The sequence below is a fragment of the Acidilobus aceticus genome (assembly GCF_055392325.1).
In genome coordinates this window covers 287,145-311,094 of the sequence record NZ_AP042407.1, presented here as the reverse complement: position 1 = coordinate 311,094, position 23,950 = coordinate 287,145, and the positions used below count along the sequence as shown (strand labels likewise).

The 23,950-nt window shown below is 52.5% G+C and carries 27 protein-coding genes; 14 read left to right on the top strand and 13 right to left on the bottom strand.

Annotation, left to right across the window (positions count from 1 at the left end):
* The first annotated feature begins 3 nt into the window (after nucleotides 1-3).
* Genes rplM through rpsB form a run of 4 tightly spaced genes read left to right on the top strand, consistent with a single transcriptional unit; the run spans nucleotide 4 to nucleotide 1,922 of the window.
* Nucleotides 4-459, top strand: a complete 456-nt coding sequence (gene rplM / locus ACZ5OO_RS01590; protein WP_148217163.1) for a 50S ribosomal protein L13 — start codon at nucleotides 4-6, stop codon at nucleotides 457-459.
* Nucleotides 460-467: 8 nt separating this feature from the next.
* Complete coding sequence (locus ACZ5OO_RS01585) at nucleotides 468-959, top strand: 30S ribosomal protein S9 (protein ID WP_048813007.1); 492 nt, start codon at nucleotides 468-470, stop codon at nucleotides 957-959.
* Nucleotides 960-966: 7 nt separating this feature from the next.
* Entirely contained in the window at nucleotides 967-1,206 is a 240-nt protein-coding gene (locus tag ACZ5OO_RS01580; RefSeq protein ID WP_048812829.1) for a DNA-directed RNA polymerase subunit N, read from the top strand.
* Complete coding sequence (rpsB, locus tag ACZ5OO_RS01575) at nucleotides 1,203-1,922, top strand: 30S ribosomal protein S2 (RefSeq protein ID WP_013266920.1); 720 nt, start codon at nucleotides 1,203-1,205, stop codon at nucleotides 1,920-1,922. Before ACZ5OO_RS01580 ends, rpsB begins: the two co-directional genes overlap by 4 nt.
* Nucleotides 1,923-1,946: 24 nt before the next feature.
* Here rpsB and ACZ5OO_RS01570 read toward each other — a convergent pair whose 3' ends face one another.
* The gene (locus tag ACZ5OO_RS01570; RefSeq protein ID WP_420805098.1) at nucleotides 1,947-2,144 is read right to left on the bottom strand and encodes a hypothetical protein; all 198 of its coding nucleotides are present in this window, start codon (nucleotides 2,142-2,144) and stop codon (nucleotides 1,947-1,949) included.
* A 90-nt stretch (nucleotides 2,145-2,234) separates the two neighbouring features.
* Here ACZ5OO_RS01570 and speD (ACZ5OO_RS01565) point away from each other — a divergent pair, with 90 nt between their 5' ends.
* The gene (gene speD / locus ACZ5OO_RS01565) at nucleotides 2,235-2,618 is read left to right on the top strand and encodes an adenosylmethionine decarboxylase (RefSeq protein WP_013266918.1); all 384 of its coding nucleotides are present in this window, start codon (nucleotides 2,235-2,237) and stop codon (nucleotides 2,616-2,618) included.
* Between the two features lie 40 nt (nucleotides 2,619-2,658).
* Here the strand turns inward: speD (ACZ5OO_RS01565) and ACZ5OO_RS01560 are convergent, their stop codons facing one another.
* The 3 genes from ACZ5OO_RS01560 to ACZ5OO_RS01550 form a co-directional block, all read right to left on the bottom strand.
* Entirely contained in the window at nucleotides 2,659-3,033 is a 375-nt protein-coding gene (locus ACZ5OO_RS01560; RefSeq protein WP_464078357.1) for a NifB/NifX family molybdenum-iron cluster-binding protein, read from the bottom strand.
* A 122-nt stretch (nucleotides 3,034-3,155) separates the two neighbouring features.
* Nucleotides 3,156-3,668, bottom strand: a complete 513-nt coding sequence (locus ACZ5OO_RS01555) for a DUF2258 domain-containing protein (protein ID WP_013266916.1) — start codon at nucleotides 3,666-3,668, stop codon at nucleotides 3,156-3,158.
* A gap of 64 nt (nucleotides 3,669-3,732) precedes the next feature.
* Nucleotides 3,733-4,734 carry a pyridoxal-phosphate dependent enzyme gene (locus ACZ5OO_RS01550; RefSeq protein ID WP_464078356.1) on the bottom strand — a complete coding sequence of 334 codons (1,002 nt, stop codon included), beginning with the start codon at nucleotides 4,732-4,734 and terminating at the stop codon, nucleotides 3,733-3,735.
* Between the two features lie 237 nt (nucleotides 4,735-4,971).
* Between ACZ5OO_RS01550 and ACZ5OO_RS01545 the strand changes: the two genes are divergently transcribed.
* On the top strand, nucleotides 4,972-6,948 hold the full coding sequence (locus ACZ5OO_RS01545; protein WP_464078355.1) for an AMP-binding protein: 1,977 nt from the start codon (nucleotides 4,972-4,974) through the stop codon (nucleotides 6,946-6,948).
* A gap of 21 nt (nucleotides 6,949-6,969) precedes the next feature.
* Here the strand turns inward: ACZ5OO_RS01545 and ACZ5OO_RS01540 are convergent, their stop codons facing one another.
* Both ACZ5OO_RS01540 and ACZ5OO_RS01535 read right to left on the bottom strand, forming a co-directional pair.
* Entirely contained in the window at nucleotides 6,970-8,010 is a 1,041-nt protein-coding gene (locus ACZ5OO_RS01540; protein ID WP_464078354.1) for a hypothetical protein, read from the bottom strand.
* 165 nt (nucleotides 8,011-8,175) lie between these two features.
* Nucleotides 8,176-8,652, bottom strand: a complete 477-nt coding sequence (locus ACZ5OO_RS01535; RefSeq protein ID WP_013266912.1) for a MogA/MoaB family molybdenum cofactor biosynthesis protein — start codon at nucleotides 8,650-8,652, stop codon at nucleotides 8,176-8,178.
* Between the two features lie 73 nt (nucleotides 8,653-8,725).
* Between ACZ5OO_RS01535 and ACZ5OO_RS01530 the strand changes: the two genes are divergently transcribed.
* Genes ACZ5OO_RS01530 through ACZ5OO_RS01515 form a run of 4 tightly spaced genes read left to right on the top strand, consistent with a single transcriptional unit; the run spans nucleotide 8,726 to nucleotide 11,549 of the window.
* Entirely contained in the window at nucleotides 8,726-9,550 is an 825-nt protein-coding gene (locus tag ACZ5OO_RS01530; protein WP_048812825.1) for an S-methyl-5'-thioadenosine phosphorylase, read from the top strand.
* Nucleotides 9,537-10,388, top strand: a complete 852-nt coding sequence (locus ACZ5OO_RS01525; protein WP_013266910.1) for a hypothetical protein — start codon at nucleotides 9,537-9,539, stop codon at nucleotides 10,386-10,388. Before ACZ5OO_RS01530 ends, ACZ5OO_RS01525 begins: the two co-directional genes overlap by 14 nt.
* An 8-nt stretch (nucleotides 10,389-10,396) precedes the next feature.
* The gene (gene pth2, locus ACZ5OO_RS01520; RefSeq protein WP_013266909.1) at nucleotides 10,397-10,756 is read left to right on the top strand and encodes a peptidyl-tRNA hydrolase Pth2; all 360 of its coding nucleotides are present in this window, start codon (nucleotides 10,397-10,399) and stop codon (nucleotides 10,754-10,756) included.
* 58 nt (nucleotides 10,757-10,814) lie between these two features.
* Nucleotides 10,815-11,549, top strand: a complete 735-nt coding sequence (locus tag ACZ5OO_RS01515; protein WP_083774056.1) for an MBL fold metallo-hydrolase — start codon at nucleotides 10,815-10,817, stop codon at nucleotides 11,547-11,549.
* A gap of 75 nt (nucleotides 11,550-11,624) precedes the next feature.
* Here the strand turns inward: ACZ5OO_RS01515 and speD (ACZ5OO_RS01510) are convergent, their stop codons facing one another.
* Nucleotides 11,625-12,074, bottom strand: coding sequence for an adenosylmethionine decarboxylase (gene speD, locus ACZ5OO_RS01510; protein ID WP_013266907.1), 450 nt, complete (start codon nucleotides 12,072-12,074; stop codon nucleotides 11,625-11,627).
* Nucleotides 12,075-12,304: 230 nt separating this feature from the next.
* Here speD (ACZ5OO_RS01510) and trxA point away from each other — a divergent pair, with 230 nt between their 5' ends.
* A complete protein-coding gene (gene trxA / locus ACZ5OO_RS01505; RefSeq protein WP_464078353.1) occupies nucleotides 12,305-12,754 on the top strand; it encodes a thioredoxin in 450 nt (149 codons plus the stop codon).
* Nucleotides 12,754-13,377 carry a hypothetical protein gene (locus ACZ5OO_RS01500; RefSeq protein ID WP_464078352.1) on the top strand — a complete coding sequence of 208 codons (624 nt, stop codon included), beginning with the start codon at nucleotides 12,754-12,756 and terminating at the stop codon, nucleotides 13,375-13,377. Before trxA ends, ACZ5OO_RS01500 begins: the two co-directional genes overlap by 1 nt.
* Before the next feature lie 58 nt (nucleotides 13,378-13,435).
* Here the strand turns inward: ACZ5OO_RS01500 and ACZ5OO_RS01495 are convergent, their stop codons facing one another.
* Nucleotides 13,436-16,720 (bottom strand): S53 family peptidase, encoded by a 3,285-nt coding sequence (locus ACZ5OO_RS01495; RefSeq protein ID WP_464078351.1) that lies wholly within the window; start codon nucleotides 16,718-16,720, stop codon nucleotides 13,436-13,438.
* 426 nt (nucleotides 16,721-17,146) lie between these two features.
* On the opposite strand from ACZ5OO_RS01495, the gene ACZ5OO_RS01490 reads away from it, so the two are divergent.
* Complete coding sequence (locus ACZ5OO_RS01490) at nucleotides 17,147-17,569, top strand: ASCH domain-containing protein (RefSeq protein WP_464078350.1); 423 nt, start codon at nucleotides 17,147-17,149, stop codon at nucleotides 17,567-17,569.
* Nucleotides 17,570-17,590: 21 nt separating this feature from the next.
* Nucleotides 17,591-18,430, top strand: a complete 840-nt coding sequence (locus ACZ5OO_RS01485; protein ID WP_464078349.1) for a KaiC domain-containing protein — start codon at nucleotides 17,591-17,593, stop codon at nucleotides 18,428-18,430.
* A 116-nt stretch (nucleotides 18,431-18,546) separates the two neighbouring features.
* On the opposite strand, the gene glcV is transcribed toward ACZ5OO_RS01485, so the two are convergent.
* The 5 genes from glcV to ACZ5OO_RS01460 all read right to left on the bottom strand — a co-directional run bounded on the left by glcV (nucleotide 18,547) and on the right by ACZ5OO_RS01460 (nucleotide 23,762).
* Nucleotides 18,547-19,662, bottom strand: a complete 1,116-nt coding sequence (gene glcV, locus ACZ5OO_RS01480; protein WP_464078348.1) for a glucose ABC transporter ATP-binding protein GlcV — start codon at nucleotides 19,660-19,662, stop codon at nucleotides 18,547-18,549.
* A 3-nt stretch (nucleotides 19,663-19,665) separates the two neighbouring features.
* Nucleotides 19,666-20,517 (bottom strand): glucose ABC transporter permease GlcU, encoded by an 852-nt coding sequence (gene glcU, locus ACZ5OO_RS01475; RefSeq protein ID WP_464078347.1) that lies wholly within the window; start codon nucleotides 20,515-20,517, stop codon nucleotides 19,666-19,668.
* A gap of 4 nt (nucleotides 20,518-20,521) precedes the next feature.
* Nucleotides 20,522-21,358, bottom strand: a complete 837-nt coding sequence (gene glcT / locus ACZ5OO_RS01470; protein WP_238523591.1) for a glucose ABC transporter permease GlcT — start codon at nucleotides 21,356-21,358, stop codon at nucleotides 20,522-20,524.
* A 189-nt stretch (nucleotides 21,359-21,547) separates the two neighbouring features.
* The gene (glcS, locus tag ACZ5OO_RS01465) at nucleotides 21,548-23,146 is read right to left on the bottom strand and encodes a glucose ABC transporter substrate-binding protein GlcS (RefSeq protein WP_013266898.1); all 1,599 of its coding nucleotides are present in this window, start codon (nucleotides 23,144-23,146) and stop codon (nucleotides 21,548-21,550) included.
* 241 nt (nucleotides 23,147-23,387) lie between these two features.
* Entirely contained in the window at nucleotides 23,388-23,762 is a 375-nt protein-coding gene (locus ACZ5OO_RS01460; protein WP_013266897.1) for a cupin domain-containing protein, read from the bottom strand.
* Nucleotides 23,763-23,950: the final 188 nt, after the last annotated feature.

The window sequence follows — 23,950 nt, the reverse complement described above, 5'->3', positions numbered from 1 at the left end:
CGGTTGAGCCAGCAGGCGGCTCGGGAGGAGCTAATAATTGACGGAAGCGGCGCCATACTAGGCAGGCTTGCCACCTATGTGGCCAAGCAGCTCCTCAGCGGCAAAAGGGTAACTATAGTAAATGCAGACAAGGTCGCTGTGAGCGGTGACCCCGTCAGGCTCGTCTACTTCTATAGAAGGACAATACTTGGGGTCAAGGTGCACCTCTCCGAGAAGTGGAGGCCCAAGAGGGCCAGGAGCCCTCAGATGCTAGTTAGGAAGGCGGTAAGGGGCATGCTGCCGAAGAACGACAAAGGCAAGGAGGCGTACTCTAGGCTGAGGGTCTATGTGGGAGTGCCTAAGGAGCTTGCCGGTAAGAATACAACAAAGCTCCCAAGCAATATGACTGTGGAGAAGCTCACAAAGTCAAAGTATGCCACACTAGCAGATATAGCCAGGCAACTCGGCTGGAGCAGGTGAGTGAGCCCATGTCTGAGCAGGGTACCGCGCAGCCCAAGCAGGCTCAGGCCGAGAACAACGTTATAATATCCGTGGGCAAGAGAAAGACCGCCATAGCCAGGGCCTACATAAGGCCCGGCCAGGGACGCGTGAAGGTCAATGGAGTCCCTGTAGAGACGTGGCCTGTTGAGGTGGCAAGACTTAAGATGATGGAGCCCCTCATCATAGCCGGTGATGCAGTAGTTAGGCTAGTAGATATAGATGTCAGCGTACGCGGAGGAGGCTTTATGGGCCAGGCAGACGCCGTAAGGATGGCAATAGCTAGGGGGCTCGTTGACTTCTTCGACAAGTGCGTTGTCAGTAAGGACAACTGCGAGCAGAGCAAGGCGATAGCGCAGAAGCTCAGGAACCTCTTCACGGAGTACGACAGGACTATGCTGGCCGGCGACCAGAGGAGGACGGAGCCCGAGAAGTACATGAGGTACAGCGCGAGGAGGGGATGGCAGACATCGTACAGGTGACCCGAGCTTGCTTCCCCCTGTCAGGTGCATGACCTGCGGTGCGCCCTTAGGTCACCTTTGGGAGGAGTTCCGTAGGAGGGTTGAGGCTGGAGAGGACCCAAGCAAGGTGCTTGACGACCTGGGAGTCTATAGGTATTGCTGCAGAAGGACCCTCTACACCAGCGTTGTTTATATAGAGCAGGTGGCCAGCTACAGCGCTGTGAGGGTGAATAGACTAAGGGTTGAGGGAAGGGGTGACCTCCAGTGAGTGATGAACAGAAGCAGGAAGAGCCTAACCCTGAGGCTGAGAGGGAGGAGGCCGAGGAGAGGTCAGTTGAGGGGCAACAGATAAGTGAGGCTGAGGAGCAGGGCCTGCTGGTCTCCTCCGACCTCTACAAGAAGGCTGGCGTCGTTTATGGGACCCAAATATGCACAAAGTACATGAGGCAGTTCGTTTATAAGGTGCTGCCTGATGGCTTCTACCTGCTTGACGTGAAGAAGATAGATGAGAGGATAAGGATAGCGGGCCGCTTCCTGGCAAGCTTTGACCCGTCAAAGATAGCCGTGGTGGCCACTAGAATCTATGGCCAGAGGCCCGTCACTGCCATGTGTGAAAAGATAGGCTGCAAGCCTGTGGTTGGCAGGATAGTGCCAGGCATATTCACTAACCCGAAGCTGGACATATACGTGGAGCCTGAGGTCGTTGTAGTTACCGACACCAGGACTGACAGGCAGGCAGTGGTGGAGGCCTCGAAGATAGGAGTACCCGTGGTGGCGCTTGCAGACACGGACAGCAGGGTAGAAGATGTAGACTTAATCATACCTGCCAATAACAAGGGCAGGAGGAGCTTGGCCCTTGTCTATTGGCTCCTCACGAGGGAAATAATGAGGAACAGGGGCCTACTCCAGCCAGGCCAGGAGCCCTCCTTCACTTATGAAGACTTCATGGCAGGTAAAGTGGCTGAGGGCTCTGGCACGGCTTAGTCCCTGCGCATCTGCGCGTTTTTCTTATCGGCACTTATCCCTTAACACCGCCAGGAGTTCCCTTATACTCTCTGTCTCCTGAACTATAGCCAGGAGCTTGCCTGCGCTTTTCTCGTCCTTGGCCATTTCACTGGCGGTCTTCTCTATGAGTTCAAGCCTTATTAGCACAAGGTCTATGAGCTCATGAGGGGTCCTTGAATGTAGATCCTCCAAAGTGGGCACCTTTTGAACCAGTGAGAGGGGTGGGGGTAACGCTTAAAAGGATAGGGGGGTTAATATAGCGTATGGACCCTTAAATAGGGGGTGGGGGGTGTGCAGAACATAGAAGAGGAGCTGCTTGAGAATACGCCTAAGGTCATCGGCCGCCACGTTTATGGGAACCTAAAGGGATGCCGCAACGATGAAATTCTAAGGGATCCCCAGGCTATTGAGGAGCTGTTGCGCGAGGCAGGCAGGGTCGGCAGGATGACAATATTGGACGTTAAGTCGTGGAAGATAGGCGAGGGCGTGAGCGCTGTTGCAATAGTGCTCGAGAGCCATATAACCATACATACTTGGCCTGAATACAGGTTCGCCACAGTTGACGTCTACAGCTGTGGGCCTCACAGCGATCCTCTCAAGGCATTCAATTATATAGTTAAAGCGCTGGAGCCCGAGGATATAATTATGGGCTCCGCGGACAGAAGTCTGGAATAGGGGCTCTGGATTCGCAAGAGACCTTTTATTTGATCTCTGATTACGATAATAGTCCCTTGTCTCGTAAAATGGTGCCTAGGTCGTCAATATTATCAATCCTGACCCCGAGCACCACGGTCTTGCCTAGGGACCTCAGCGCCTGAACTAATGTGGGGCCCATATGCATCGCTATTACAACGTCAACATCCTTTAAGGTCTCCAAAACGGCCAGGTGCCACCTGGCATGCTCGGGGCCTGTCTCGTGCTCTTCATGGTGATTATCGCTCTCGTTATGAGGGTGCTCCGCATTAACCTTGCGGCATTCGACATCCTCTGTCTTACCATCCTTATTAATATAAACAACTAGGAAGAGGCCTGACCTGGGCCCATGGAACGACATGCTCTTGCAGTCGTCCGTCGGTACAGCTACCTTCAAGGGGCTTCACCTATTTCGGATAAGCGATATGGGTTTAAAAGCATTGTACTTAATATAAGGTCCTGCGAGTGCAGCAGCCCGTGTCTGTTCTGCGGAAAAATTCAGAGATCCTTGATAGACGCCTAGGCCTGTATTATTTCCTTAATCTTATTAAGGCTTTCCTTAAGCTTGTTATTCTCTTCGGACAGTTCTTGGACTTGCCTTCTGAGGTCCTCGAGCTCCTTTTCATAGGCTTGCTTGCACTCGTCCTCATTGACGAAGGCCGATATCTTTATGTCGTCAAATACTAGTCTCTTCTCATTCTCGTCATAATGAAGCGTTACGGTTATTCTTACTAGGTCGAGCTTCCCGAGCTTCCTCTTCTCTACGATCTCGTGGTAAAGGTCCTTGTTAAGCTGGGCTATGTCCCTTATGATGACGTCCTTTGGTATATATTTTCCGAGGGCCACAAGCGCTACCCTTCTAAGCTTGTCAGCATACCTAGCGGCTATTATGACGCCAGTGCTTATTTGATACCTGTTGGCGCCTAGCACAGAGCCTCCGGCTACGGTCACCTCATACTCTTCAGCTCTCTCGAGATCTCTGGAGACGCTCTCGTCCGAGGAAGGGTTCTGGGCGCTCACGGGGCTCACCACTATTTTATTAATACGCTAAGAACTCTTAAATTTTAGCAGAGTTTCTTGATAAAGCTGCACCAGGTTAGTCTGGCCCGCAAAGCTCATAGATCCTTATCTTTCTTCTTCCTCTCATCTTATAACGTGCGCATATACTTCCCTCAGCCTCAAGTGACTTGAGAGCTGAGTACACGCCCCTCAATGTGAACTGTGGCATCTCTTTCCATATTTCGTAGGCGCTTAAGTCCCCGCCGCGCGATAGCACGTCAAGTATTCTTCTCTTGAGCGAGGCCCCCTCGAGGGACTTCGGTCTCTTTAGCTGAGGTTTTCTAATCCCTCCACTTATCAGCGCCACGCCCCTTTCCTCGGTAGACGCGTAGGCATAAGCAGAGGCTGCCAGGAACTTGATGTAAAAACCTCTTCTAGCTAACCTTACCAGGCCATTTATAACCTCTTCAGGCTCTATCTCAACGATCTTAATGGTCCTCGAGAATCCCAGAAATGACGGCAGGGGGCTACCCTTCACCACAACAGCTGTAACCTCCATAGGCGGGGCCCCTTCGAGCTCATTTAAGCCCTCAGCTATGGAGAACGCTAAGAGGCCAGACGATGATGGCACATAAACTCTCTCAGCATTTGGCGAGCTCTCGACGAGCTCAAAAGCTATAGTCTTCAGACCTTCAACGCTTAGAGGGTTCTCGTACTGTAGCTCTGGCTTTCCCCTGAACTCCAGGGAGCCTCCAAGGGACGCTATTCCGATGATATCCTGTGGATCGAGCTCCTTGGGCTCAGCTATGACTGATACCTCGGAGCCCGCAAGTTTTGCATAAAACGCAAGCGAGTAGGCAAAGTCGCTTTCGTACTTCACTCTGTAGGTTTTGCGGCGCAAAGCACTCACTATAACGGACGAAGCTCTATCTGCATAGGTCCCAGTGGGGTTTCTGTTCTCCAGCTTGCACAGGACACCGTTAACTTTAACTATGGGGGTGAGGCCCTCGCCATAGCTTACTACCTGAGGAGGCCTTATTGCTAGCATTTCCGAGTACCTCCACATGTTTGCATAGTTAGGCCTTATCTTGAACTTCACGTCGTGGCACCTATAAACCATGGCGAACCCACAGCGTGGGCAGGTCATCAGTGACATGTCATCACTGGCGAACCCACAGCGTGGGCAATAAGACTCGCATTTCAAGGCAGACCCCTATAGCTACTCCTGACCAAATAAAAAGAGAGCTCTGATAGAGGTTAATGTAGTCTCAAATTATATACAGTGATGTGTGCTTATTTTTAAGCTAATCCCACAATTAAGGGAATAGGTAAGAACATGTCTGCGGAAGGCTTTGGAGGCAAGCCTATACTCATACCTCCCCAAGTCTCTTACCTTAAATCGCTCGCGGAGAAGGACCCGGTTAGCTTCTGGGACTCTGTTGCGAGGGAGGAGACAAACCTAATTTACTGGAAGAGATTGTGGGATAAGACGTTCGAGTGGGAGCCAGGGAAGCCCTACAGGTGGTTCGTGGGCGGTGTGACTAATGCAGAGTACAGTCACATAGATTTTCCTGTGGAGAAGGGCTTTGGCAACAAAGCCATATACATATACGAAAACGCAGAACTAGGCATAACGAAGGCCTACACGTTTGCTCAGTACAGGTCTATGGTGCTAAAGTATGCCGCTGCCATGAGGGCCCTTGGCATTAGAAAAGGCGACAGGGTGCTCCTCTACATGCCTACAAGGGTTGAAGCCATAGCCGTGTTGCACGCTGCGGCTAGGATAGGCGCTATAGCGTCTTCAGTATATGCAGGCTTCTCTGCAGGCAGCCTGAGGGATCGTATAATGCTGACCGGCGCAAAGGTGGTCTTTACCCAGGACTTCAACATGAGGAGGGGTAAGCTGATAGAATTAAAGAGCGTTGTAGACGACGCCATAAAGTCTGTTGAAAAGTCGCCCGTGGAGAAGGTCGTAGTTTTCAGGTCAGAGTACACGGAGAAGGAGGCGCCTATGGCTAAGGGCCGCGACCTTTACTTTGACGAGTTCCTTGAGATGAGCAAGCAAGGCTCCTCTGACGTCGAGTGGCTTGAGTCCAACGAACCACTGCTAATAACCCCTACGTCGGGCACCACAGCTAAGCCCAAGCCAGTGGTCCACAAGCATGGGCCGTTCCAGGTGCATGTGGTTACCATGGGCAGGTGGATTTATGACCTCAGGTCCGAGGACACGTGGTTCATAACAAGTGACGTGGGTTGGCAGGCAGGGGTTAGCTACATGGTTTGGGGCGTGCCCATATTCGGCGCAACCAGCATAGTATATGATGGTACGCCCGATTATCCGAGGCCGGACATGTGGTGGGACGTCATAGAGCGCAATGGTGTCACCAAGCTCTGGATATCACCGACTGGAATTAGGCTGCTCAGCAAGTATGGTGCCGAGTACGCAAAGAAGCACGACCTGTCAAGCTTAAAGGTGGTCTTCAGCGCGGGCGAGCCGCTGAACCCCGAGCCGCTTCGCTGGCTCATGTATGACGTGCTTGAGGGCAGGGTCCCAGTTATAGACCATTACTGGCAGACCGAGACTGGAGGCCCAGTGGTTGGCAACCCATATGGGATCCAAATGATACCTATAAAGCCTGGCAGCGCTGGCATACCGCTGCCTGGAATTGTAGGATATGTGGCTAACGAGGAGACGGGGCAGCCTGCCAAGCCTGGCGAGAAGGGAGTCTTTGTAATGAAGTACCCATTCCCCGGTTACACGTCTGAGCTGTGGCAGGACTACCAGTGGTACCTTAAGTCCTACTGGGAGGCAAGACCCCAGCTTAAGGGCCTCATCTACTCAGGCGACGCTGCCATGGTCGATGAGGACGGCTACATATGGTTCCTCGGGAGAGCCGATGACGTGATCAAGATATCCGCGCACCGCATAGGGACCTTTGAGCTTGAGAGCGCGCTGGTCTCTCACCCGGCCGTGGCAGAGGCTGCCGTGATAGGGGTACCTGATCCCACTAGGGGCCAGGTGGCCGTGGGCTTCGTGGTGCTTAAGGAGGGCTACAAGCCAAGCGAGGAGCTGAAGAAGGAGCTAATGGATCACGTGAAGAAGGTTTATGGTCCTATAGCTGTCTTCAAGACCATAGAGATAGTGAAGGCTCTTCCTAAGACTAGGAGCGGAAAGATAATGAGGAGGGTTATAAGGGCCGTTTACCTTAATGAGCCCCTTGGAGACCTTTCAACCCTTGAGGACGAGAGCGAGGTTGAAGAGATAAGAAGGGCCATAGAGCAGTTCAGGGCGGCTATGAAGGAGAGCAGCTAACGACCTTTTAGCGCTTAGCCCTCATTTTATAAGGCTCAGCGGCAGGGGCTCCTTTGTCGGTTTAACTATTAACACTAGGAACACTATGGAAAGCCCAAGGAAGAAGAACGCCACGTGAGGGTTAACAGGCCATACGACAGCGGCCACTGACTCAAGAACATATGGTGTTAAGTTATATCTCCTTGCCGAGGGCCACCTCAATATAACTGGCAACATGAGAGGCGCGTGTATAAGGACGAACATAACCAGTACACCGAGTGCTAACAGGTGTATGAGTACGAGCGTGGGCACGTCGAGGCCTAGACCTCCCAGGAGAGTTACTAAGCCTGTGATGATCAGAAACACAGCAGAGAAAATATGACCGTCGACGAAGTACAGCTCTCCAGCCCGGGCCACAGGGTTCTTGGATGCCTTAGCAACAGCTACGAACTTTCGCAGCTTAGTTAGCCCCAACGCGGGCAGCGAGATGACATCCGTCGCACCTGATATTAAGAGGAAGGGCTTATAACCTACCGCGAGGAGGCTCAACGCCTCTGCTATTAACAGCAGCTCCAGCAGCAGTCCCCACGCGAGGCCCTGTCTCTCTTCAAAGGTAGCAGGCAGCGAGTGGTATGTTACGGCATAAATAGCGCCAAGGCCTAGGAGGGTGAGCAATGCGAGCGCCGCATGGAAAACTGACAACTTTAGCAGCATAAGCGTAAGCCCACTGATAAGAAACGCGGTTCCCAAAATAAGGTATGAGAGCTTCACGTCACTTTTTAGGCCTGTTAATGCCGCGCCCCAGATGGGAGATATGGAGAAGATTACCAGAGAGAGCCCAAGGTAAAGGTAAGACTTAAGCTGTAGGGTCATGATAGATGCAACCAAAATTAGCCACTCCGCTGCTATAGAGAATAACAGCCAGGCCTCTGCTTTGGCCGACGCTCTTAGGCCTGAGACTACATACGGACCGGCGACGGCCGTTATGAGAAGCGGCACGACTAAGCTAAACATTATAACTCCGTGCAATATCTTCAAACCCACCGTGACTATGTATAGCGACACCAAGAGGCCGGCTATCATAATATATATCAACGCCCTTGAACTAGCCTGTAGGGCCCTTACGAGCTTCTGATACTGCATCTCCGAGCCTTCCCAGATCTTTACTCTCATCTAATGCCTTAAAGGCTATTGCTAAACCTTTAGGCAAAAACCTTCGGGAAGTCTGGCCAACTTATAAGTGAACATCTAATGGTGAGGCTCCCCATGTATCTGCTCCACTGCGTGATTGACTATTGGCATAAGTATCTCAAGGGCTATGCCCATCGCCGAGGGGCTTCCAGGCACGACCACCACAAGGGAGCGCCCTAAAACGAAGGCGGACGCCCTGGTAAGTATGACTCCAGAGCCCACGCTCTCGAGGCTCTTGAACCTGAACAGCTCGCCAAAGCCTGGGAGCTCCTTGGACGCTAGTTCCTTAACCACGTCATAGGATATATCCCTGGGCGAGGGCCCTGTGCCGCCGCTAACTAGAACAACGTCCGCTCGCGATGCCGCGTCAAGGACTGCAGATTTGATGATGTCAGGGTTATTTGGCACCACTACGCTATAGATTAGCTGATGTCCCTCTTTCGCAAGCCTCTCCTTAACTAGCGGCGTCACCTCGTCAGCCTTCTCGCCCCTATATACATGGTCGCTTGTTACCACAAGGCTAAAGTTCACCATGACGGCCTCCCAGCCTAGGGGTCCTTTGTTAAACTTAAAATGTTAATCCATGCACTTACAAGGGGGCTTTGAAATGATGGAAATAATCTCGCCTCCAGGGATAAGGGCGCAGGTCGGCGTCATAGGCGGCTCGGGCCTCTACGAGGCTGGGATACTAAGCAACCCTGTTGAGGTCAAGGTTAACACGCCATACGGCGAGCCAAGCGATTATATAACTGTAGGAGAGGTGGCCGGCGTCAAGGTGGCCTTCCTGCCGAGGCACGGAAAGGGACACAGGTATCCGCCTCACATGGTTAACTACAGGGCAAACATATGGGCCCTGAAGGCCCTTGGGGTCAAGTGGGTCATAAGCGTCTCGGCAGTGGGCAGCCTAAGGGAGGAGATGAAGCCTGGAGACATAGTGCTGCCAGAACAGTTCATAGATATGACCAAGGGCAGGAAATATACCTTCTTCGATGGGCCCGTGACGGTTCACGTCAGCATGGCAGACCCCTTCTGCAAGCACCTGGTTGATGAGCTTTACAACAGCGCGGTCAAGCTGGGCTACAGGGTGCACAGGGGGGCCACCTATGTGTGCATAGAGGGCCCGCGCTTCTCGACTAGGGCGGAGAGCAGGGTCTGGAGGGACGTGTTCAAGGCGGACATCATAGGCATGACCCTGGTGCCTGAGGTTAACTTGGCCTGCGAGGCGGAGCTATGCTACGCTACCCTTGCCACCGTAACAGATTATGATGTTTGGGCGGAGCACCCTGTGACGGCCGCGGAGGTGGCGAGGGTCATGGAGGAGAACACGGAGAAGGCCAGAAAGGTCCTGTATGACGTAATACCCCGCCTCGCGGGCTCACCTGACGAGTCGCGCTGCAGCTGCTGCAGGGCGCTTCAAAATGCGATACAGTGAACTTGAGCCCCAGGTGAGGAGCTCTATAGAGGCCGCTAAGAGGCTTTTGAAGCCCAAGATTGTAGATGGGACTCTTCTGATATCCTCACATAGTGCGATCTCTGCAGCAAAGTCCCTATATATTTCCATGCTATCATCAGGCTTTGACGTAACTTTAGCGGGCCCAACAGAGGCCTCGACGCTCATAATGCCGTACAGGGACGTAAACGAGGTCTTAGTGTTTTCCTTGGGGCCTAAGGACAGCAGGGCCGTGAGGGCCGCCGAGGAAGCAGCCCTCATGGGCATAACTACCTACTTTATAGCCCCTCAGTTAGATGACGTGTTGGAGGCCATGTTGTCTAGGCATGAGGAGATCAGCAGGATACTGCTGCCCTCTCAGGCGCCGTTGTTGACTATGATAGTCGCCTCAGCTCTCTGGTCCTCAGAGATGAAGGGACCAAGGGGTGACAGGTTAAAGGCCGAGGTTGCTGATGTTGACTCCTCCTTCTCATGGATAAGTGAAAAATACGGGCAGCAGGCTGAGGAGGCCTCGAAGTTCCAGAAGTTCGCGACTGTTTATGGACCCATCATGGAGCCTAGCGCCAGGTACCTCTGTAGTGTAGCGGCTGAAAGATGCGAGGCAATGCTGCTGTTAGACGAGGCTACCTCGTTTAGCAGAATTACCGGCCCTGTAGTTGAGATTGTAAGCAGCGTGGAAGAGCATGATTATAAGGATGTGGAGCTTTCCATGAAGCTAGCTAACCTAAAGATAGTCAAGCTCTTATTTAATGTGGACCCGGTCACGGCCAACCTTTACGCCTCAATTGCGGCGGCACTGATAGGAGGTAAGGTCATTTGACTCAGGACATGAAACAGGCCATAGTGCTTAGAAGAGACCTCCAGATGGGAAAGGGCAAGGCGGCGGCCCAGGCGGCTCACGCCGCCTGCGAGGCGGTGCTCTCAATAATAAGGAGCAACAATTCTGAGTGGTCGCGTTGGCTAGACTCCTGGCTGTCGCAGGGGCAGAAGAAGGTGGTGCTTAGGGTTGAAAGTGAAGGCGAGCTGAACAGAGTCTATGAGGAGGCTAGGGCGGCCGGCCTACCGGCGTCCATGATAGAGGACGCTGGCCTTACTCAACTGCCCCCTGGAACTAAAACCGCCGTGGCCGTAGGTCCCGCGCCGGCTGAGCTGGTTGACAAAATAACGGGGAAGCTTAAGCTGTACTGACGCTAATGCCACATAGGCATAAACGGCTTGAAGGCTTTCGTAAAAATACGGGGGTAAAGTGGAATCTGTCCCCTGGCTTAGGATAACTTTGCTTGTAGACCAACAGGCAAGGCCGCCCTTTGTCGCCGAGTATGGGCTCTCCCTGCTTCTTGAGACTGAGGAGTGGAGAGGGGTCTTCGACGCCGGGCAGAGCCCTCAGACGCTTCGCAGGAACTCCGAGCTCGTAGGCATAGGGAATAAGTCTTTAGACTTCGCGGTCATATCTCATGAACACATGGATCATGTGGGAGGGCTTTCGGCACTTAAACAGCTGCTTAAAGACGACGCCCCAGTATACATGCCGGCCGGCGTCAACTGGAGACTACTTAAGAGCGCAGAGGACCTAGGACTCAATGTAAAGAGACTGATGACTGGAACCCGAGCGGCCAAGGCTGCCTTTATAACGTCGCAGCAATATGGTCCTCCTTATGAGCAGTCCCTCATAATAAATCTTGACGGTAACAGGGCAGTGAGCCTCTTGGGGTGCTCTCATCCTGGGCCATCACGTATGGTAAGCAAGGTCCTGTACGACCTCTCTTTGACCCCCTACGCCGTGGTAGGGGGCCTTCACCTGGCCTGGGCAACTCCAGATAAGGTAAGGCTGGAGGCCGAGGCATTGAAGATGCTGGGGGTTAAAGTTATCGTTCCACTTCATTGCAGCGGCGATCCAGTGAAGTTGGAATCCTCAAGGCTGGGCATGAAGGTGCTACAGGCATCTGTTGGCGACAAGGTAGTCTTGCCTCTAGACCTATAACTTGTGAGCAGCTAAGGCTGACCGTATAGACAAAAATTCCTTCAGCCTTTGACTTCAAATCTACCGCAGAATCAATTAGGGCGTGATAGCGATGCTCTTGCTCTCCCTTTTACGTACGATGGTCACGGGACTCGAGGCTGGGAACTGAGTCCTGTCAGCATAGTTATAGGTATAGTACTCAGGCTTTAGCCTTTCAACTATAACTTCAAATGCCTTCTCAGGCTTTGTGTGCTCGCCGCATGTGTAGGCATCAACAGTTGCATAACGGTACTCTGTCCAGGTGTGCACCACAATGTGGCTTTCGTTCACCAGCGCTATTACAGAGACTCCTCCCTTGTGGCCGCCTATCTTCCAGCTCATTATCTCTATTAGGGTGGCGTTGGCGGCCTTGACTGCGTCAAGCACTGCCTGACGTACTAGATTTTCGTCCTCTGCTATCTCTGGTGGTATACCGTATAGGCTTCCAAAAACATGTTTACCTACTATATAATCCCTTGAGACCTCCGTACTGGGACTACTTGACACTTTTCAGTTCATGCCCTCCTTAGGGCCTGGTACTTTTAATCAAGTGTGCTTAATAAGCTATTCTGCGGGAGGAGAAGGATAACAAACGTGGATTTAGGCTATTAAAAATACCATTCTTGTTTTTACATATAATTTTTTGTCATTTTAGAAATTAAAAAACCTTTCATATAATATATTAAGTAACCCTTTTTAATTCCAGCTTAACCTTATAAGCTTTTTGGGCTTGAAGCATGTCAGCAGAAAATGATGATGAGGAGCTCAGGAGAATTCTCCAGAAAAAGAAAGAGGAGCTCCTCGCTAAGCTTTCCTCTCAGAGCACCGAGGGAGATTCTAGCAGCGGCAACGGCAGCCAGGAACCCCCTGTGGCGGAACTTAATGACTCATCATTTGACGAGTTCATAGCTTCCCACAAGGCAGTGGTGGTTGACTTCTGGGCTCCGTGGTGTGCGCCATGCTTTCTCGTGGCGCCTATAATAGATGACCTAGCTCTTCAGCATAAGAGGATAGCTTTTGCCAGGGTTAACGCCGATGCAAGCCCTGAGACTGCCTCTAAGTACTACGTGATGAGTCTGCCAACAATAATGTTCTTCCTAGATGGCCAGGAGGTTGATAGAGTTGTTGGCGCAGTCCCAGAGGAGGTGTTGGAGGAGAGGGTACAATGGCTAGAGTCAAAGCTCTGATGCTAGGGATTGACTCGCTCACATATAAGTACTTCATGAAGTGCAACGCCAGGAACCTCCTGACGCTGCTGGACACGACCTTTAGGGGCGTCACTGAGAACACGACAGTTCAGAACCCTCCATCAGCGTGGCTGACGGTCCTCACTGGTAAAGAGACTCGCGTGCAGGGCTTCCTTACCTCCGTGCCAGAGGTGCCCCTGCTTACCGAGACCAGCGCGACGGTAATCAACATACCTTTAACAAACCCTACCTACGGTAAGCCTAGCTTTCCAATGGACGTTACAGTGAGCGCTGAGGAGGAGATAAATGCCGTGCGCGACGCAATACTGGAGGCCTTGGAGTCAGGCCCAGTAATAGCTGCTATAACAGCCTTGGAGAGGATCTCCAAGTCAGACGTGTGCTCACTATATGCCGCCATAGACGCGGCAGTAAGGAAGGTCGTGCTGGAGGCTGACGAGTTCATACTGTTCTCTCCCTATGGCCCTAAGTCCCAGGAGGGGTATGATCCATACGGCGTTTACCTTGCCAGCAGGCCAAGGCCTAACGAGCATGAGACGGTAAAGCTGTGGGAAATAGGCCAGGTATTCAGGTCTATGGTTAAGGGCTCGGCCTCGTATTTTTAGCAGCCAATAAAAAGAAAAGATAAAAAAGATAAAGGGACTTTTAGTCAAAAGACTTAGTTTATGCTGACCTCCTTCCTATCAGTATGCCCACCACCAGCGCTGCCGCAACAACGCTAGCTATTACATAGTATTCCGCCGGCGCAGAGGAGGCTGCGGCCTTTGTTGTGGTGGTCTGGGCCACCTTGAGCGCATCCATGAGATTAAGCATGTTGATCTCAGTGGCCTCCTGCACGTTTGCCGAGCCAGATAGTAGAGCAGTTGTCGAGGACTTCGCCCCTTTGACGCTCTCCGTATTACTCGCCATTGTTGACAGTGTTGAGATTTCTTCAGCCGAGTGCGACTCCACGTAGGCTAACAGGCCTTCACCGTCTATAGGTGCGGCAAACGGCGCAACAGTTATGTTATAGCTGATGGGATACAGGTTCATCGCATTGGCGTCCTCGCCGCTGATCACCAGGGTCCATGGACCTGCCAGGCTGTAAAGTCCTTCGCCTACGTAGGGCGACAAGAGGTACGAGGTGTAGACCGACGGAATATACACCTTCCCGACCCACATTCCCAAGGAGCTGTTGTACTGCAGCGGTATGCCGACCTCAAACCCTAGTAGCATTACGTTATAGAGGTCCTGGGTAGGCACAAGGGTGGCAAGGAAGGTCCCCTGGGTCACTGGTGTTCCGTTGGGGTAGTCTATGGAGGTGTAGACGTTCAGCCACACGCCCTCTATAGAATACGCCGCCGTAATTATATCTCCGCTAAGCTGCGTGGGGGCCACGTAGAAGGACTGGTTGAAGTAGCCAAAGAGCGGCCCAGTGCTCGTGTTCTCCTCGCTGACAAAGACGGCGTTATACCATCCTGGGGGCATGTTGCTCGGTACAACGAAGTACCCTATCTGGTAGTAGAGCAGTGGCGAAGGCGCCGGCTGCAGGGGTACCTGGGCGACGAGGGTTCCATTGAGGTTATAGATGTCTACAAACACACTGCTGGTGAAGTAACCAAACCCGAACGGGTCAGAGACCATGGCTAGGAATAATAGTGTCTGGCCCGGCGAGACGCTTGGGGTGCCGTCGTTGAGAGGAGTAATGACATACGCATTTATGATCTGCTCTCCGAAGTAAACATACTCATATGCGTCACCGTCCACGGCTCCATTAGCAGCCGTGGTGTAAATATACACTATGTAAGCGCCCTGCGGCTCCGGGTAAGGCAGTAAGGCCGTGCCCTCATAGAGTCCTGGGTACTCAGTCACGTTAACCGGCAGCAGGGTAGCGTTGAAGTAATTGATACCGTTGTGGTAGAAGGCAGCTGTAATTGAGGGTGAAGTGACTGGTGTTCCGTTGGGATAAGTTGCGTAGACCTCAACCTGGAACGGTTCATTAACCGGTATAGCAGGCGCGTATGGGTAGGGGACGGGCTCTATGATTGTTATGCCGGTGCCTATGTAGACGTCAGTGGCGCCAGTGCCGCTAATGCCCGCAGAGGTGCCATTAACGAGCACAGTCCACACGTTGGGCGGCAGCCCGGGCTTGACATAAACTTCCCCTACCCAGTAGGTGCCGTTAAACTGAAGCGGAACCTCCTCACCAAGTCCCTCAGTAGTGAAGACATACGCGTTGAACTTGCCGCTTGTCACAGGCGTCCCGTTAGGGTAGTATATTGCTGCCACCACCTCGAACGTGGAGTTATAGAAGTACCATGAGTACTCAGCCCCAGGCTCGTAGGTTGTCACTGCCACCTTGAGCGACGGGAAGTGCGTCAGCTCATACTTAATGGCGTAAGCCAGGAGGCCAGCGTTTGGAGAGCCAAGCCCTGTGACCAGGTTGTAGCCGGCGTGCGCCAGGTATTTGCCGTTGTAGCCGAAGGTTATCTGGTGGAAAGCCATATTATACAGCGTCTTATTCTTATAGATGCTGTAAAGCAGTGGGTTAATGAGGCCCAGCTTCATTCCTAGGTAGCCGTCTATATCAGCAGTTATGCCGGCCCAGAGGGGTGAGGCAAGGCTAGTGCCTCCGATAACCATCATCTGTCCAGTTACTACCTCCACGAAACCCGTGTATGGGTTAGCGTCAGCGGCCACGTCAGGCGTCGTCCTGAACGTGCCGTTAACGACGCCGTACTGATACCAGGGCTTGGGGAACAGGCTTGAGAACCCTCCGGTTGAGGCCACCTCGCTGGAGCCGTAGAGCGGGCTCACAGACCATGCTGTCTCGTAGCCGTAGGTGCCAGTAGAGTTAAGGAACTCTATGGAGCCTGATGTGACGTTAACGTAGAGGCTGGTGCCTCCCACCGCGGTTACAAACGGTGATGAGGATGGGAACAGCACGGCCCCATAGGTTGTCGGGGTGGCGTCGAAGGCGCCCTCGTCACCTGAGGAGGCGAAGAAGCTTATGCCCTCGGCGGCGCCAAGGGCGAAGTAGTAGTCGGCGAACGGGTAGTTCAATATGAAGGCTGGGTAGGTGGTATAAACTCCTGACTCTGCGAAGAGGTTCTCAGGCGCCCCCCAGCTCATGGAGACCGCGTCAGCTAGGTCGGTGCTTACGACATAATCTACGGCCTCAAAGAGCGCGTTTCCATTGTTAGATGCGATGACCAGATATATGTGGGCGAAGGGAGCCATGCTCTGCGCTGCCTCAACATCTAAAGCGGTCTCTATGTACCAGCCCGTTAGTAGGCCAAGCGACGGGTGGTAGGGGCCTATGGGTATGACCGTCAGGTTGGCCGGTGGCAGGTTAAACATCTGGTCGAACTCTGCCACGTCCTGGTAGATCAGGGGGTCGCCGTAGGCGTCTATTATGGCGACTGATGCGTTCTGGCTATAGGGAATCAAATTCGTCACGTTGTACGCGCCCTCGAAGTCGGCTGGCGTATAGTAGGTGTATGACGACGCTACCTGTAGGGGCGCTGGCAGGCTTGAGTTTGCAGGTATAAACGTGTAGTGGCTTATCCTGCCGGCAACAACGTATTGCGGCTTGAAGGCAGTCCTGTTAGTGAGGCCCAGTATCAGGGTTCCCTGAAGCGCCTCTGGTATCCTGGGCATGCCCGCAGGCGCATAGTAAACCTCCCCGTTAGGCCCCTGGTAAAGGTCAAGTTGAACTCCGAACACCTTTTCAACTACGGAGGCAGGCGCCTGGACCATCAGAGAGAGCCTGTCAGGACTTACGTAGGTCACTACGAAGCCGTTCTCTTCAAGGAAGTTTTCGATGCTGTTAAACTCCTGCTGCGAGGGCGCAAAGAGCTGGAGCACCTCGCTCCTCGACAGCGGCTTGGCCTGATGCTCAGCAACCTCCTGGGCTATTAACATCAGCTCGTTGAGGTTTCTCGGCGGTATGAGCACTGATAGGCTCACTAAATAATTGGGGCTGAGCGGTCCTATCACGCTGCCGTTAAGCTGGGGTCCATAGTAGTTTGCGCTAGGCTCTAGGGCCCTAGCTGAAGGGGTCCAGGACAATACTGATGTAAACGAGATTAGCATTAGTAGGAGTATAGTTAAGCCAACTAGCTTCCCTCCTTTCATAAGGCCACACCCTTTACGTGTCTGGTATCAGAGATGCATACCGTAGTATTTAAGATTATGTTAAAATAGTGTTTCTCGGAAATAAATAGACTGCTGTAGCTCATTGTTAACGCGCTGAAAGCTCTGTCGGAGGCGCCTAGGGAGCTGTCAAGGCATCATGCAGGGCCACCTTTTACGTTTCCGCAGTTAGAATTTATTGGCAGGGGCTGGGCACGCTACAGCGGCGGGAGAGAGTATAAGTTGGCCAGGAGCTTAAGCATGCTTACTGTAAAAAAGAAGTACTTAAAGCTCATACTTAGTGGAAGGAAGACCAGTACCATAAGGCTTGGTAACCTTCAGGTGAGGGGCAGGTACCTTAAGGTCGTCAGCTCGGGCAGGCCTGTTGCAGTGGTCCGAGTGGAGGAGGTCATACATAAGAAGGTAAAGGACCTGACCGATGAAGACGCAGAGCTCGACGGGTTTAGTGGTCTGGCGGAGCTCTTTAGGGAGCTTAGGTCGATATATGGAGACTTCATGCTAGAGGATGACATAACTATCATAAGGTTCTCCCTTGTAAGGGCCATCGAGGGGTCTGAAGTTGGTGGGAACCACGGAGCTCCCAGGGGCAGAATATCTACACGTGGCGTTGATGTAAACAGGACGAGCTTGCAAAGTCAGATTAAAAGGGCCGAAAGGCGATAAAGATGTAATAGGTGGTGTTGGATGGTAACGCCAAGGGTCAGGACGTACATACCAGGCCTTGATGAGATACTTTACGGGGGCATACCCGAGAGGAACGTCGTCATGGTGTCTGGAGGTCCCGGCACTGGCAAGTCCATAATGGCCCAGCAGTTCATATACAACGGCCTTATCAGGGGGGAGCCTGGAGTTTATGTGGCCCTTGAGGAGCACCCGAGCTCTGTCAGGAGGAGCTTCAGGCACTTCAACTGGAACATCGATGAATATGAGAGGAAAGGGACCTTTGCCATAGTAGATGCCTTCACCACGGGCATAGGGTCGGCCGCCCAGAGGGAGAAGTACATAGTAAAGGACCTTGACAACGTCTCAGAGCTTGTGGACGTTGTCAGACAGGCCATTAAGGACATCAAGGCCAAGAGGGTCGTGATAGACTCTGTAAGTACCCTGTACCTCTCTAAGCCCGCAGTTGCCAGGAACATAGTAATGATACTGAAGAGGGTCGTCTCCGGCCTAGGCTGCACGGCATTCTTCGTGAGCCAGGTCTCTGTAGGTGAGAGGGGCTTCGGAGGCCCTGGCGTTGAACACGCGGTTGACGGTATAATAAGGCTGGACTTGGATGAGATAGAGGGCAAGCTTTACCGTTCAATAATAGTTTGGAAGATGAGGGACTCTAAGATATCCATGGTAAGGCACCCTATGGAGATAACGGATGAGGGCATAGTAGTCATGTGGGACAAATACCTCAAGGTCGCGCCTAACTCAATATCCATAGTCGAGCTCCCAAAGGAGGAGGTCGAGGAGATGAGGAGGTCCCTCTCCGAGAGCTCTGAGAGCGTAAGCAATAAGGAAGAGTATGAGGAGTAAACAAAAGCGGTTCTCAGCAAGGGTGAACGGTCTTCACAGCCCGAGGCTCAGCTTACCGTCGTGTCATCACGGTTTCCGCGTTCTACCTTAATGGAAGCGTTTAATAAGCTTAAAACTCAGCTGTTGGCCTTTAAGGCGCTTAAGGTCACGTTCTCGCCGTTTTCATCAAAGAGCTTTATCTTCTGGGTCCTTATGAGCAGGTTCTTCTCGGATCCAGGTTCTACGTAGCCGCCCATATTGACCATGAGTTCTACGGAATCGTCGTCTATAGGCGAGACCACGGTCCTGAAGACGCCGGCCACGTAACTTGACACTTTGACCTTAACCTTCCCAGCAAACGTCATCCCAGGCGCGTCAGTGCTGTCACTAAGTATCACATCCTCAGGCCTTACGCCAAGCCTATACTTACCTTCAAGCTTGGGGTTTGGCGAGGGTACCTTGACCGAGCTGGATAAGTAGATGAAGCCGCCGGAGACTGTGACGTTCACTATGTTTATGTCACCTCCAAGCTTAGCAACCACTTCGTTAGCAGGGTTGTCGTAGATGTCAGTAGGGGACGAGACCTGCGCGAACTTGCCGTTAATTATGACGCCAGCAACCTCGGCTATAGAGAAAATGTCTGCCGGGTCGTGAGATACTATTATAGTGGTCAACTTCCTCTCCCTCTGTATCTTCCTGACAAGGGCCCTGGCGCTGTCCCTCACTGCCGCGTCCAGGTTGCTGAAGGGCTCATCCATTAGGAGCAGCCTAGGGTTCTTCACCAGTGCCCTGGCTATGGCGGTCCTCTGCATCTGCCCTCCCGAGAGCTCCCTTGGATAATGGTTAAGGACCTTGGTGAGGCCCAGCTCCTCCGCTATTTCCTTGACCTTCTTATCTATCTCGCTCTTTGGCACCTTGGCGTTACGGAGCGGAAACGCTATGTTATCGTAGACTGTCATGTTAGGGTAGAGCGCCCAGAGCTGGAATACCATTGCTATGCCCCTGTGCTCCGGCTCCACTACTATTCTTCCAGGGGCTGAGACCAGCTCGTCATCAAAGTAAATGGTGCCGTCAGTGGGCACCTCGAGCCCGGCTATTAGCCTTAGGAACGTGGTCTTGCCGTGGCCGCTGGGCCCCAGAACGCCAAAGGCCTGGCCGTCAGGTATTGTTATGGTTATTCCGTCAACGGCACGAACCTCTATTTTGCCTCTCCTGAAGATCTTCTTTAAGTTTTCGACCCTGACCGAGGCCATGGCTCAGACCCCCTTTGCTCCCCCTCCCAGCGCTGCTAGGCCGCGTATGAAATACCTTCCTAGAGCTATGAACACGGCCAGCGGAACTATTGAAGCAAGCACCGCGGCGGCGTAGGTCTCATTGTAGATAGTTCCATAGCCTCCAGTGAAGAACCTCTCCTCCACAGGAACCATCCTCATAGATGGCGTAGTCGTAAGCACCAGCGGCAGGAAGAAGTTATTCCATGACATTATGAACACGAATATCACGGTTGAGAGGAAGCCTGGCAGCGCCAGCGGGAACACGACCTTCCAGAATATGGTCCACTGGCTGGCGTCATCAATTCTTGCAGCCTCTATTAGGTACCTGGGCACGGAGGGCAGGAATATCGACATGAGCAGCGCGGCGGTCGGTATGTAGAACAGCAGGTTCGCGAATATTACTCCCCAGTAGGTGTTCAGCATGCTGCTGTGGGCCTCGAGCAGGAGGAGTGGAAGCAGCGTCGACTCCACTGGTATAAACGTGGCAAGTGAAATTATTGAGAACCCCGTGTTGCTAACTATTGGATGCCTTTCACCAAGTGAGTAGAAGAAGTATGCCCCCATCTCACCAAGTATGCCCGAGAGCACAGTAACAGGGATAACAACTATGACGCTATTGATGAGGGGTTTCTTCATGCTGTCCCAGACGGTCATGTAGGCTGAAAGCGTGAAGTGCATTGGCGGCTGGAACACTGAGGTAACCGTAGCTTCGAAGTTCGTCTTAAAGCCGTCTATAAGCATTGCATAGAGGGGCATGAGCCAAAATATTACTACAAGGCCTCCCGCCAGCTGAAGCAGGGCATACTTGAGCAGCCTAGTCCTATAGGATGCCATGTTTTCACCCCCTCATAATCCACTTCTTTATACCAAAAAGTGCATACGGTATTACCACCGCAGCGGCTATCAGCGTTATAAGCGTTGAGGCCGCAGCTGACTGGCTGAAGAATTCAGTGTAGAACTCGTAGTAGACGTATTCTACAAGAGTCATGAGGTCCAGGTTAGTTGGGCCACCCCCTATCACGAAGGGCAGGCTAAACATCCTGAAGGAGAACAGGAACAGCAGCGCAGTGGCGACTATAAAGCCATTCATTGAGTTTGGAAGAAGGACCCTGAAGAGTATCTTAAAGCCTCCCGCGCCGTCTATCTTTGCAGCCTCCACTATAGACTTATCTATGCTCATAAATGACGCTAAATAGAATAGCACCGCGAGCCCCGTGTAGGCCCAGAACTCTACCAGAAACATAGATAGGGTTGTCGAGGTGGCTGTTGCTAGCGGGTTAACCGGCGGTAAACCCAGGTGGGAGGTTATCCACCCAAAACCAAGCTCAGGGTTGAAAAGCCAGTCCCATATAAGGCCATTGGTGGCCATCGATATGGCCAGTGGGTACAGGAATATGGAGAGGTATAGGCTGCGCTGCGTGTTGGGCAAGAAGTAGAGGAGGCCAGCGAGGAGCAGGCCGGCTAGGTCACCTATAGCTACAAGTCCAAGGGAGAATATAGTTGAATGATAAATGGCTATCCTGAAGAAAAGGCTCTTGAATATGGCTTCATAGGTGGCGAAGCCAACGAAGGTGTGTCTGCTGTTTAGCAGTGACCAGTTTTGCAGGGATAGAACAACGTTCCAGACTACTATATATATGAGCAGGGCGCCGAAGAACAGCGTAGGAAGCGCCATCAAGGCTAACTGTACGGAACTGGATCTCAGCCTTAGTCGCCTGGCCCTCTTAATAGTGTTCACGTTAGTTTCCTTGTTGCCCATATATTCATTCACCTCTTTTCGTATACAGTTCTAACTACAGCGACTTAAATACGTTAAAAGAAAAGGTGTGGAATCAAAAACCAAAACTAGTTCATTACTAGTGGGTTATGGCAGGGTATATGTTGGGCACGCGTAGCTGGAGTTGAAGTAGTACCCTGGCACTATTACCCACGGCGGCACGTAGCCGGCGAACGGCTGGCCAGCTATGCCCAGGTATCCAAGGCCTATCTTAGCAGCGGCCAGCCAGTCCTCGCACTCGCTGTGAACAAGCGACGCCAGCTGCGCGTTGTATGCCGGTATGTATGCCGAGCCGCTCTCCTGGAGCGCTAGCACCTGCGAGATCCAGCTCCCGAAGACATCGTCGAAGAGCCCGCCGTCAGACAGCTGGTAGACGAACTGGTCCGCTGGGGTGCTGACCAGCTGTTCGTGGCTCCACCACTGCTCCGGCGTGTTGAAGTAGTCAGTGGCATTCTTCCAGTAGGTGGTGGCCTTCCACTTCGTCCAGGCCTCCTGGCCCACATATGAGGCCCAGAAGGTTGCTAGCTTCACTCCTGCAGAGGTGGTCGGATATGGCTTAGGCACGCCCACGGAGTCTATGACCAACGCGTAGGTGCCGTTCGTGCCTGGGAACGGCTCAACCACGACAGTCACGTTAGGCCAGCTTATGTATGGCTCGATAGCAGGGTAGGTGGTAACGTTGTAGTAGTCATAGGCGTAGTTGGTTAGCCAGTCTCCGTTAGCCTGGAACACGGCCTTGCCCTCTATCAGGTCGCTGAGGCCCTCGGTCCACGTCAGGCTCTGCCAGCCGGGGTAGTCGTAGGAGGTGAAGTTCACGAAGAGCGAGTCCGTCTCGTTAACGAGCTGCTGCACTGAAGCGTTGGAGAGGTCTATGGTTCCGTAGACGAACTCGTTGTAGAGCCTGGCGCCGCCAGCAAGGCCATACTTCTGTATGGCGAGTGACAGGAATATGTCCTCCCAGAGGTTGAGCTGGTCCCAGCCGCCGTCCGCGCCTGGCACCATCCACGGGGTGACGCCGTGCTCGGCCAGCTGAACGGTGTCGTAGATGAGCGTGCTCATGTTTGTTGGCAGCGGCAGGTTGTACTGCCTGAGCACCTTCATGTTGATGTAGAGCAGCGCTCCCCTGTGCACGTTGACCGGCATTGAGAGCATGCTTCCGTTAAAAGTTCCTGAGAGCAGGGCCTCAGTTACGGCGCCTGTCCACAGGCCCATCTTCTGGGCTATTGAAGTGAAGTTAACGAAGTCATTGGGAGACGTTATGAGCGCATAGGAGGCCATCTCAGGCCCGAAGTGCACCTGGAAGGCTGCAGGAGGCTTGCCAGCCTCCATCATGCCAGCTATCGTGAACTTAGCGTTGGTGCCTCCAGCTCCAGGTATCACTTCAAGCGAGACCGTGTAGGGCGGGTTGTCGCTCTGGAACACCGGTATGAAGTGCTTTAGCGCTATGTAGCCCTCAGTTGCCCACCAGGTGTAGAAGGTTATCGATGTGACAGAAGTTGTCGTCGTAGTAATAGGTGTCGTCGTAGTAGTTGTAGTGGTCGTTGTCGTCGTAGGTGTAGTTGTAGTGGTCACATGATGTTTCGTGGCAAGATATGCAGCGTATCCACCTACTGCAGCGATTATTACAATCACTATGACTATTATCGCAATAGTTGTACCACTTATAGAACGCCTGTTGGTGTGCAATATGCTACACCTCAGCTGAGACCTGGAGAATTGGGCAGTTTTTATCCTATGATGAAGAGTCTACATGGATTTCAACAGGTTATTTTTAGCATAAATATTAAGGAGAATAATAGAATAGCAATAGTTAAACCGAACAGCTCAAAAGTGTTTATGTAATACAGCTTTTTAATAACAGTCATTTTAATTATAATAAAGCTAAGCTAGTTTTCTGTTAACCTTCAGGCGTTGAGGAGCAAGGGCCTCACGCGTTAACGGGCTGAAGGCTCATATCATCTTCGTAGCTTATAGCGCAGATAAACACCGACTCCTCATCTGATGGATTTTCTATGCTGTGAGGCTCGTAGGGGCCCGTGTAGAAGAAGTCGCCAGCCTTCAACACCTTAGTGACGCCATTTATAGTAACTTTGAGGGTTCCCTTAATTATATACACCGCCTCCACATACTTGTGCCTGTGATACGGCATGACTCCGTGCGGCTTCACCACAAACCTCCTTAGCGCTATCTTATCAGAGCCGTCAGCTTTACTGACGAGCCACTGCACTGTAACGCCGCTGGTGCCCGGCAATAGGGCTGAAACGTCCTGCGGGGGCACATCTGCATAGTTGCCGAACTTCATGCTATCCCTGGCATGTAGGGCTGCGGCCCGCGCAAATAAGCTTAAGCTCACGCCTTGCAGGAATCCTTGTGACTGGAACTGTGGTCAACGCTGGCCGCAGGGAGCTTTTGCCTAACATGATAGCTATCAGGCCCGTGCACCGGTCGCTCTACGGGCCGGTCAACCGGTCTTCACAGCTGTGCACCCTT

What these genes read in the sequence shown, in the direction of transcription:
- ACZ5OO_RS01525 (WP_013266910.1), top strand. Translation starts at nt 9,537, where the DNA reads ATGCGATACAGTGAACTTGAGCCCCAGGTGAGGAGCTCTATAGAGGCC.
- ACZ5OO_RS01585 (WP_048813007.1), top strand. Translation starts at nt 468, where the DNA reads ATGTCTGAGCAGGGTACCGCGCAGCCCAAGCAGGCTCAGGCCGAGAAC.
- glcU (WP_464078347.1), bottom strand. Translation starts at nt 20,517, where the DNA reads ATGGCATCCTATAGGACTAGGCTGCTCAAGTATGCCCTGCTTCAGCTG.
- ACZ5OO_RS01490 (WP_464078350.1), top strand. Translation starts at nt 17,147, where the DNA reads ATGCTTACTGTAAAAAAGAAGTACTTAAAGCTCATACTTAGTGGAAGG.
- ACZ5OO_RS01500 (WP_464078352.1), top strand. Translation starts at nt 12,754, where the DNA reads ATGCTAGGGATTGACTCGCTCACATATAAGTACTTCATGAAGTGCAAC.
- glcV (WP_464078348.1), bottom strand. Translation starts at nt 19,662, where the DNA reads ATGGCCTCGGTCAGGGTCGAAAACTTAAAGAAGATCTTCAGGAGAGGC.
- glcT (WP_238523591.1), bottom strand. Translation starts at nt 21,358, where the DNA reads ATGGCGCTTCCTACGCTGTTCTTCGGCGCCCTGCTCATATATATAGTA.
- ACZ5OO_RS01540 (WP_464078354.1), bottom strand. Translation starts at nt 8,010, where the DNA reads ATGATAGCCGGCCTCTTGGTGTCGCTATACATAGTCACGGTGGGTTTG.
- trxA (WP_464078353.1), top strand. Translation starts at nt 12,305, where the DNA reads ATGTCAGCAGAAAATGATGATGAGGAGCTCAGGAGAATTCTCCAGAAA.
- pth2 (WP_013266909.1), top strand. Translation starts at nt 10,397, where the DNA reads ATGAAACAGGCCATAGTGCTTAGAAGAGACCTCCAGATGGGAAAGGGC.
- ACZ5OO_RS01485 (WP_464078349.1), top strand. Translation starts at nt 17,591, where the DNA reads ATGGTAACGCCAAGGGTCAGGACGTACATACCAGGCCTTGATGAGATA.
- ACZ5OO_RS01460 (WP_013266897.1), bottom strand. Translation starts at nt 23,762, where the DNA reads ATGAAGTTCGGCAACTATGCAGATGTGCCCCCGCAGGACGTTTCAGCC.
- ACZ5OO_RS01545 (WP_464078355.1), top strand. Translation starts at nt 4,972, where the DNA reads ATGTCTGCGGAAGGCTTTGGAGGCAAGCCTATACTCATACCTCCCCAA.
- ACZ5OO_RS01535 (WP_013266912.1), bottom strand. Translation starts at nt 8,652, where the DNA reads ATGGTGAACTTTAGCCTTGTGGTAACAAGCGACCATGTATATAGGGGC.
- ACZ5OO_RS01530 (WP_048812825.1), top strand. Translation starts at nt 8,726, where the DNA reads ATGATGGAAATAATCTCGCCTCCAGGGATAAGGGCGCAGGTCGGCGTC.